Origin of the sequence: Arthrobacter sp. SDTb3-6, assembly GCF_013376095.1 — a bacterium.
Lineage (GTDB): Bacteria > Actinomycetota > Actinomycetes > Actinomycetales > Micrococcaceae > Specibacter.
This window is the reverse complement of sequence record NZ_JAAMFN010000069.1, coordinates 1-9348: the sequence shown is the minus strand read 5'-3', so window position 1 is coordinate 9348 and position 9348 is coordinate 1. Positions and strand designations below refer to the sequence as shown.

Annotated in this window: 10 protein-coding genes; 7 read left to right on the top strand and 3 right to left on the bottom strand. The window is 61.5% G+C overall.

Annotated elements, in window-relative coordinates; genetic code table 11:
- Positions 1-178: 178 nt before the first annotated feature.
- The 3 genes from G6035_RS18855 to G6035_RS18845 are packed head-to-tail and all read right to left on the bottom strand — an operon-like array spanning position 179 to position 3723.
- Positions 179-913 carry a cupin domain-containing protein gene (locus G6035_RS18855; RefSeq protein WP_176618640.1) on the bottom strand — a complete coding sequence of 245 codons (735 nt, stop codon included), beginning with the start codon at positions 911-913 and terminating at the stop codon, positions 179-181.
- The gene (locus G6035_RS18850; RefSeq protein ID WP_176618639.1) at positions 914-2392 is read right to left on the bottom strand and encodes an NCS1 family nucleobase:cation symporter-1; all 1479 of its coding nucleotides are present in this window, start codon (positions 2390-2392) and stop codon (positions 914-916) included.
- 53 nt (positions 2393-2445) lie between these two features.
- Positions 2446-3723, bottom strand: coding sequence for an aldolase (locus G6035_RS18845; RefSeq protein WP_176618638.1), 1278 nt, complete (start codon positions 3721-3723; stop codon positions 2446-2448).
- Between the two features lie 419 nt (positions 3724-4142).
- Here G6035_RS18845 and G6035_RS18840 point away from each other — a divergent pair, with 419 nt between their 5' ends.
- The 7 genes from G6035_RS18840 (at position 4143) to G6035_RS18810 (ending at position 9336) form a co-directional block, all read left to right on the top strand.
- Entirely contained in the window at positions 4143-4985 is an 843-nt protein-coding gene (locus G6035_RS18840; protein WP_256128126.1) for a polysaccharide deacetylase family protein, read from the top strand.
- Between the two features lie 323 nt (positions 4986-5308).
- On the top strand, positions 5309-7087 hold the full coding sequence (gene gcl, locus G6035_RS18835) for a glyoxylate carboligase (RefSeq protein ID WP_176618636.1): 1779 nt from the start codon (positions 5309-5311) through the stop codon (positions 7085-7087).
- A 14-nt stretch (positions 7088-7101) separates the two neighbouring features.
- Complete coding sequence (locus G6035_RS18830; protein WP_176618635.1) at positions 7102-7449, top strand: hypothetical protein; 348 nt, start codon at positions 7102-7104, stop codon at positions 7447-7449.
- A gap of 448 nt (positions 7450-7897) precedes the next feature.
- Entirely contained in the window at positions 7898-8074 is a 177-nt protein-coding gene (locus G6035_RS18825) for a hypothetical protein (RefSeq protein ID WP_176618634.1), read from the top strand.
- Between the two features lie 27 nt (positions 8075-8101).
- On the top strand, positions 8102-8560 hold the full coding sequence (locus G6035_RS18820) for a hypothetical protein (protein WP_176618633.1): 459 nt from the start codon (positions 8102-8104) through the stop codon (positions 8558-8560).
- A 162-nt stretch (positions 8561-8722) separates the two neighbouring features.
- Entirely contained in the window at positions 8723-8929 is a 207-nt protein-coding gene (locus G6035_RS18815; protein ID WP_176618632.1) for a transposase family protein, read from the top strand.
- 263 nt (positions 8930-9192) lie between these two features.
- On the top strand, positions 9193-9336 hold the full coding sequence (locus G6035_RS18810) for a hypothetical protein (RefSeq protein ID WP_176618631.1): 144 nt from the start codon (positions 9193-9195) through the stop codon (positions 9334-9336).
- Positions 9337-9348 lie beyond the last annotated feature (12 nt).

The window sequence follows — 9348 nt, the reverse complement described above, 5'->3', positions numbered from 1 at the left end:
CCCAGCTCTTGGGCGAACACACTGGTGAACTCAGGCGTGTTCATCGTCCTGTCCTCTCGGGCAAAGGGAGAACACAGGCACGCAACCGCTCTGAAGTCAGAAGTCACAAGTCGGGCAAACCGTGGGCAGACAATCCGTTCTGGAAGTTGAGTCGATTTCTATGCAAATCATGCGGCATTCATACGGAATGCAATCCATGTTCGGCAGCCTGGTTGACAACAAGCCAGATCGCCTCAGCGGTCCTGTCTGTCCTGTTCGTGACTCGGTGGGGCGTACTCGAGTCGTAACTGATGGAATCCCCAGCCTTGATCACGTGGTGATCGAAGGCGATATCGAAGGAGAGCTCCCCGGAGAGTACGTGGGCGGTTTCCTGTCCGTTGTGTCGCATGTATTCGGCCGGGCCGGCTCCTGCCGGGTAGGTCACTTTCAATAGGTCAAGCCCTGGCATAGGGGCCGGCGCCAGGCGCAGCCAGTGGATGCCTCCGTCGAGCGTTAGCTCGGCGGCCTCGTTGCCCCGTTGGATTGCGGTGCCCATCGGCGCAATTGCCGAGGACGGTTCAATAATGGGGGTCATGCTCGTGTCGAAGACCGCCGACAAGGGCGCTTCCAGGACGCTGACAATCTGGTGCAGTCGGGCCACGGAGGGCTGTCGGCGCCCGGTTTCGATTTGGGAAAGGGCGCTGGCGCTGATGCCCAGCTGCTCTCCCAGTGCGCGCAGGGATATCTTCCGGGCTGTACGCAATTGCCGAATGTGCGATCCAACGTCCAGCCGAGGGATACTGCCCAGGTTGTTTACGGTCATGTGAACATCATAGCGATTGTTCACGTCCTGCTTAACGAAGAGGGTGCGTGTGGCGTCGTATGCCACACGCACCCTCTTCTCCTGCTCAAGACCACACTCGGTGAAGGACACTCAGTTGTCGATGGTCATTTCTGCGGCCTGGGCCTGCAGATCGGCCGAGCGGGCATGGACGTTCGGGCGTGCACGGTTGATAAGGAGGCAAGCGACTGCCCCCAGCAGGGTCCCCAGGGGCCAGGAGAAGGGGTGGAGAACGCTCATCGCTGGCAACAAAGCGATGCACAAGGTCGTGATTCCGGATATGGCGAGCGCGATCATAGAGTTGTGGTTGGTGCCACGCTGGTAGAAGTACCGGCCCCGTGGATCGTCTTGGTAGAGAGCGTCGGTGTGGAGTCGCGCCCGCCGGATGAGGTAGTAATCGGCCATGATGATCCCGAATAATGGTCCCATTAATGCCCCGACCCCTCCGAGGAACAGGTTCACCGCGGCAGGATTGGAATACAGGTTCCAGGGAAGGATTATGACGGAGAGGACAGCGGTGATGATGCCGCCGGTGCGGAAGGAGATGAACTTCGGCGCAACATTGGCGAAGTCAAACGCTGGTGAGACGAAGTTCAGGATGATGTTGATGCCTGCCGTGGAGATTCCGATGGCGACAATGGCAAGAAGTAGTACGGTGATGCTGTCAATGTCGTTGATGAGCACGATGGGATCGTCGATGGCCTTGCCGTAGACCTCTGCCGAGGCCAGTGTGAGGACGATAGATACCAGACAGAACGCGACACCATTGACGAGCAGCCCAAGGCGGTTACCGTTGATGACGGTCTTGCGGCTGGCAGCCAATCGCGTGAAGTCGGAGAAGTTAAGAACTGGGCCGCTGAGCAGTGCGACCACGAGCGACGCGGCGGCGAGCATGGTCACAAGGGTGGGACCGAAAGCGAGTGGTGCGGCGCCGACGTGGTAGTTCCAATCCAGGGTCCAGTGGGCTCGCTGGAGTGTCCACACGGTGAGTGCAATCATGGCAATCCAGATCAGGGGTCCGGCGAAATCGGAGAGTTTGCGCACTGACTCCATGCCGCGGTGCAGCACGATGAGTTGGGCCAGCCACAGGGCCAGGAAGCAGATCCAGCCGAGCGGGGACAATCCCAGCCACGTCGATGTGGTCAGGACGGCGGAGGCCGGGATGATCTTGATGAATAGGATCATGATGACTGCTGAGGCCAGATAGGTCTGTATCCCATACCAGGCCACGGCCACGATGGCGCGCAGCAGCGCGGGGATGTTGGCCCCGTAGACGCCAAAGCTTGCACGGGCGAAGACGGGGAAGGGTACGCCGATTTTCTGTCCGGCCAGCCCCATGAGGTTGCTGATGAGGTAGATGATGAACACACCGAAGCACAATGCGATGGCCAGTTGCCAGCCCATCAGGCCCAGGGCCAGCAGACCCACGGTGGCGGTGTAGTCGGCCAGGCTGTGCCAAGCGGACATCCACCAGGCGAAGAGGTTCCAGGTCTTCCAGGTTCCAGGGCCTCGGCGAGGCGCAAGGTCTTCATTGTAGAGGCGGTCGCTATAGCTAGCCGGAATGTCGGTCATGGGGTGCTCCAGGTTGCATGTCGGGGTTTGTGGCGGAAGGGGTTGGTGGTAGGTCAAGAGAGCTCAATCAAATGTTCCGGCGAGCTGCCGGTGGCGTCCCGGACTTCAATTTCGGTCACGGCTCCGCATTGGTAACCGCGGCGCACAAACCCCGCCAGGGCGCGGATCGTGGCCGGTTCGTCGTTGCTGCTGGCTGGGTTCGCCATGTATTTGGCGATGCGGTCCGCTGCCGGGAAGAAGCCCTGTCGATAGAAGGCAAAGGTGGCGGCGAAGCGGGTGACCAGCTGGCCTGGGTGCATGTCCCAGCCCTGGTAGTACCCGCGCTCGAGTGAACGGCGAACCAATCGGGCATGCAGTCCCAAGGCTTGGCGTATCTGCTTCTCGGTTCCCACCGGATATTCGATTGTGGCACCGTCGCAGAGGCGGACTCCGGTGCCTGCCACGGAGACTTGCATGACGTCCTTGGCGAAGTCGGAGGCCGGGTGGTCCATGCTCTGGTATGGCGCGGCAATCCCGCAGGACGCCGTGTAGTCGTACGTTCCGTAATGCAGCGACGCACACCGGCCATCAGCAGCCTGCAGCAGGGCCGGAACGGCGATTGTGCCGTCGTGCGAAATGATCGACTGCGGCGTCTCCATCTGAATCTCGAACCGCACGGAGCCCTGTTTTAGGCCCAGGTCCTTTTCGACATAGTCGCAGACATGTGCCATGGCAGCGACTTGGCTGACGTCCGTGACCTTGGGCAGGGTCACCATGCATGATGCGGTCAAGATGCCGTTGCGGCTGACCGCGGTCAGAAACTGCGTCAGGGTTCGTACGCCGCGCTCACGGGTGACCATCTCAAGACTCTTGAAACGAATCCCCCAGCTGCGCGGCGCCAGCCCTTGGTCTGCAGCCATGCTCAACCTGGCAGCAGTCTCGGCAACGGCGTTGTCTTCGGCGACATCGCCACGCTGCCCGAACCCGTCCTCGAAGTCCACGCGCAGGTCCTCAATCGGTTCGGTGGCCAGCTTGGACCTCACCCTCGGCAAGACTTCCGCGGCCAGCTGCTCAGGAACGCCCAAGATCCCGGCCAACAATTCGGGGCTTCCAACGGCCTCCAACATGCTCAAGGCGGTCCGCCCCCAGGAAGACGGCGTCTCAGCGCTGTACGTCCCGCCAGGGATGTACACGGTGTGGATGGGCTGCGGAATACCATCATCCCCCGGATACTTGCGCGCAACGCGCCTGTCAGCCTCGGCCATCCTGGCATTCAGAGAGGTGAGTAGGTCGGAGACGTTCGGGTCGGAGTCGAGGCCGACGCCAAGCCTCCCTGTCGTGGTCGTGTCCATTGGTGGTTTCCTGTCTTGATGATTGACCGGCCAGTCCTGATGCAACAAGAAAAGGGTTGCCCGGGTCATGATATGGCGGCTGTATCGGCCTTGACGCTAAAAGAATGTTGGCCCGGTCACATTGGGCTGGTCTCAGTAAAGTGGGGTCCACTGCAAATGTCAAGCAGTTGCTGATAGTTAAATTAAGCAGGCGCTTGACATTGCTGATTTGAGACCGTTGAATGGAGACTCAAGTCACTGCGAGGTCGACGGCATTGATACATGGCCGGCCTGAGTGCGGTGCTCGGACATTTTCTGGAACTACCCCCAAGGAGTAAAAGATGGACACTCTCACACAAACCCAAGTCCCCGGCCCGACACGCGATTTTATCGGATATGGACCACACGCCCCGCGCGTCATCTGGCCCAATGAGGCAACCTTGGCGCTGAACTTCGTGGTCAACTACGAGGAAGGCTCGGAGTACTCACACGCTGACGGCGACGCACGCAACGAAGACGGAGCCGAACTCCCAGCAGGATGGGCCATGGACTCGACCGACCGGGATCTGTGCTCCGAATCGGTCTTTGAGTACGGCAGCCGCGCCGGCGTCTGGCGGCTCTTCCGCATTTTCGAAGAGTACGGAGTCCATGCGACAGTCTTCGCCTGCGCTGTAGCCATCGAACGAAACCCAGCCGTGGGTGAATGGATCCAACGCGTCGGCCACGACGTCCTCTCCCACGGATGGCGCTGGAACAAGACCTGGGAGCTCTCCCGTGAAGAAGAACGAAAGCGCATCGCCCTGGCAGTGGAATCCATCACCAAGACTTGTGGGGCTCCGCCCTCAGGCTGGTACTGCCGCTATGCCCCCAGCGTCAACACACGCGAACTCGTGGCTGAATTCGGGAATCCCCTACTCTATGACTCGGACTCCTACAATGACGACCTGCCCTACTTCACGGACATCCAGGGCAAACGCCAGCTGGTGGTGCCGTACAACAGCCTTCCGTACAACGACGCACGGGTGACCAGCGGAATGACACCGAGTGACTACGTGGACATGTGCAAGAGAGGCATCGACGAATACCGGCGCGAAGGTCTCTCCGGCTCCCCCAAGATGATGAGCATCGGCCTCCACACGCGCTGGGCAGGCCAGGCAGGGAGGGCCTCCGCAGTAAGGGAAATCCTCGAATACGCACAGGGCCTCGGCGACGTTTGGATCGCCCGCCGCGTTGACATCGCCCAGTGGTGGCTAGACCACCACGAGGAGTTCGACAACCGCTGAGGCCAGACGGGCTGACCACACGAAGTAAAGGCGGACGGCCACTTCCCTGCCTCTGCTACGAGGTGGGCCCTCCCAGACCGTCGTCTTGCGCGAGGCGCACGACAAACGACACGTAACCTCCACCACCCGGAAACCCAGCGGTGACGCCGGACCCCCGCGGCACTGCTTCACTTATTCACTTCGAGGGTGCACGAGGGGTCCCCGCCACGTCCGGCGGCAGTTGGCACCAGTGACTCCAGGGACGGGTGCCGCCCTCCCTCCTGAACAACGACGGCGCCACCCCCACCCATTGACTTTCCCACCTGCTTTTCAAGGAGCACCCCATGACTAAAATGCGCACCGTTGACGCAGCCATCCTGATCTTGGAGAAGGAAGGCGCCACGGAAATCTTCGGACTGCCCGGCGCGGCCATCAACCCGTTCTATTCCGCCATGAAGGACCACGGCGGCATCAACCACACCCTGGCCCGCCACGTTGAAGGCGCCTCCCACATGGCGGATGGCTACTCCCGCGCCGCCGAGGGAAACATTGGCGTCTGCACCGGCACCTCCGGCCCCGCGGGCACCGACATGATCACCGGCCTGTACGCGGCCTGGGCCGATTCGGTCCCGATGCTGTGCATCACCGGCCAGGCCCCCGTGGCCAAGCTGCACAAGGAAGACTTCCAGGCCGTGGACATCGAAACCATCGCCGCCCCGGTCACCAAGCTGGCCATGACTGTCAAGGAACCGGGCCAGATTCCCGGCGCCTTCCAGAAGGCGTTTTACCTGATGCGTTCCGGCCGTCCCGGGCCGGTTCTGCTGGACCTGCCCATCGACGTGCAGATGGCCGAGATCGAATTCGACATTGACGCCTACGAGCCGCTGGACCCGAACAAGCCGGCCGCGACCCGCAAGCAGGGCGAGAAGGCCCTGGACATCCTGCTGGCCGGGAAGCACCCCTTGATCGTGGCCGGCGGCGGCGTCATCAGTGCCGAGGCCTCCGCCCAGCTGGTGGAGCTGGCCGAGCTGCTGTCCATCCCGGTCATCCCCACGCTGATGGGCTGGGGCGCCATCCCGGACAACCACCCGCTGATGGCGGGCATGGTGGGACTGCAGACCGCCCACCGCTACGGCAACGCGACGTTCCTGGAGTCCGACGCCGTCCTCGGTATCGGCAACCGCTGGGCCAACCGCCACACCGGAGGCCTGGACACCTACACCAAGGGCCGCAAGTTCGTCCACGTGGACATCGACCCCACGCAGATCGGCCGCGTCTTCGCCCCGGACCTGGGCATCGCCTCCGACGCCGCAGCCGCCCTGGACGTGCTGCTGGAGGCCGCCCGCGGGCGCAAGGCCGCAGGCACCGTCCCGGACTACACCGACTGGGCCAATGACTGCGCCGCCCGCAAGGGCAGCATGCAGCGCAAGACGCACTTCGACAACGTGCCCATGAAGCCCCAGCGCGTGTACGAGGAAATGAACAAGGCATTCGGCGAGGGCACCACGTACGTGTCCACGATCGGCCTGTCCCAGATTGCCGGCGCCCAGATGCTGCACGTCTTTGGCCCGCGCCGCTGGATCAACGCCGGCCAGGCCGGACCCCTGGGCTGGACCGTCCCGGCCGCCCTGGGCGTGGTCCGCGGCAAGCCCGGCCAGACCGTGGTCGCCCTCTCCGGCGACTACGACTTCCAGTTCATGATCGAGGAGCTGGCCGTCGGCGCCCAGTTCAAGCTGCCGTACATCCACGTGGTGGTCAACAACTCCTACCTGGGCCTGATCCGCCAGTCGCAGCGCGGCTTCAAAATGGACTACCACGTGTCGCTGGCGTTCGAGAACATCAACTCCCCGGAAACCAACGGCTACGGCGTGGACCACATCAAGGTCGCCGAGGGCCTGGGCTGCAAGGCGGTCCGCGTGGAGCGCCCGGAGGACATGCCCGCCGCGTTTGCCGAAGCCAAGCGGCTCATGGACGAGTTCCAGGTGCCCGTGGTGGTCGAGGCCATCCTGGAGCGTGTCACCAACATCGCGATGGGCACCGAGCTGGACAACGTCAACGAGTTCAACGACCTGGCCGAGACGGCAGCCGACGCACCGACCGCCATCATGGCGCTGCAAGACTGAGAAAAGATAGCCACATGAAAATATCCATGAGCAGCATTACCCATGAAATTTCGCTTCGGGATAGTGGCAATGCGGCAGTGACTGCTGCCAAGTCTGGACCCCGGCGTGGACCATACCAGCCGCCGTCGCCAGAGAGCCGTGTCAGACAGCCGGATCCTTCTAGGATTATTACCATCACAGCTGGCGATCGAGGGGCACGTGACGCAGCGATCAACGAAGCTGTTGAATCAATGATTGCTCAGGCCCTTCGGGAGAAGGTCTGTGGCATCCTCGTTACCAGACACTCAACACAAAAGGTAACGGTCGAACTCAACTCAGACGTTCCATTTGGGGAAACTTACGAATTTGCCATCGATAAGTGAAGTCCCTTCCAAAGCATGCTGTGCCGCCCGATGATCCGCGCGCTTCTCGTCTTGGCTGGTGTGGGCTCCGGTCCGAAACGGTGTCTCGTGGCGGCTTGGTCACCGCTGGTGTGTTGCACCCATAGGTGAGGCGGCCCTTTCGGCCACCTGATCGCCGACCGGAGCCGGTAATGGCTATCGCGGGGATAATGACAGATGACAGTTCCAGTCAGGTGAGAATCGCCGTGGAGTGCAGCGTCGGTTCCGCTGTCGACCGGTTCTTGGGCGCCATCGGCAGGGTCACCTCAACGGTCTACGGTTTCGTCGAGATGGATCCAACGGTTGGAATTCCGAACGGGCGAACGCGAGGGCGATGTGATAGCCAAACGGCTGACCACCTTCAGCGCACCGGAAGAGAACATGTTCATCGGCAGGGCTGTAGCCCCAAGATCTCGGCTACCGTAAGAGTATGAAATTCACTACACCGGAGAGGTTGCTGGCTTTCGGTTCGACTGTCTTCGGGCTTGGAGCCGTGTTCGTCGGTGGCTGGGTTATCTTCGCCGTCGGTTCTGCACCTTCGCGGCTATGGGAATGGCCATTTTGGGTAGGTAACGTGATTGCCGGCTCTTCAGAATTGAGAGTGTAGTCAGCGCCGCCGCATATGCTAGGCCGCATGAACACGAACGAGATAACCCTATGGGTTCAGGCTGGCGCCGTCGTGGTAGCCGTTGGTGCGTCAATCGTTGCCCTTGTCGTGTCGACCCTGGATCGGCGGAACGCTCGCTGGATCGCGGCAGAGGATCGCCGGGCAGCGCTGGGGCACGCGCAATTGATGTTCGAGCAAGAAGCGTTGCTCCGATTGCTACAGAACTTGCGGCGCGGCGGGCATACCGACTCGGTCATTAGTAAGGATATGGGGGCGGAGGCAGGCGCGCTTATTAGTGCTGTCGGCCCTGAGAAGTTGCCGCGCAACTGGGCTAAGCAAGTGGCGCAGACAGAGAGCGAACTGCTCGCGTATGTTGACGACGAGGAACAACCGGACTGGCAGCGGCGTGCTGTTGAGGCACATATCGCGCTCAATGACGTCACGCGGGACATCCGGGAACGGATCGCCGCTGGGGCCAAGGCATGACTAAGAAACATGTCGGGTCGCCGGGAGCCAGGGCGTCTGCAAAGTCGTTTGTGGGAATTTTGCGTCTTAAAATGTGAGACAACCCGGGCTTGGCTTTAAGAAAGCGAGAACCCCTGTTAATCCAGTAGGTGTCTAATCCGCTGTATTGCCAGGAGCTCTCGCATGCCATCGTCTCACCTTGCCTCGTTCATTGACGAATTCGCCACGATCAGGGCGGTGGAGATCGACCCGGGCAAGGTCCTTGCAGCACTGAGTGGACTGAGGGATCCACGGAAGAAGCGTGGGGTGCGGCATCGCTTCGCGCACCTGCTTGTCATCATGGTCTGTTCGGTGCTGGCCGGGGCGACGTCGTTGGTGGAGAAAAGCTGAATGGGCGGCAGATACTGCCCGGGACCAGCTCGCTGCCCTGGGCATCGGCGCCCCGCACGCCACGACATTGGCCAGGATGCTCCAGCTTCTTGATGCTGACGCGCTGGACCGGTTGGCCGGTTCCTGGGCTCAAGGCATGACGGAGGTGGCGGCCATCGCCATTGACGGGAAGGAAGTCCGTGGCGCCAAGAACGGCGGCGGCACCAGGGTCCACTTGCTGGCTGGCATCGACCACACCAGGGGCCGTCCTCGTGCAGGAAAACGTGTCCGAAAAGCACAATGAGATCACCTACTTCAAGCCCTTGTTGGAGGGGATCAAGGACCTTGATGGTGTGGTCATCTCCGCCGACGCCTTGCATACGCAGCGGTCAAGTCCATTGACGTGGTGTAAGGCGTTTGCCGCGTGATTCTTGATTTTG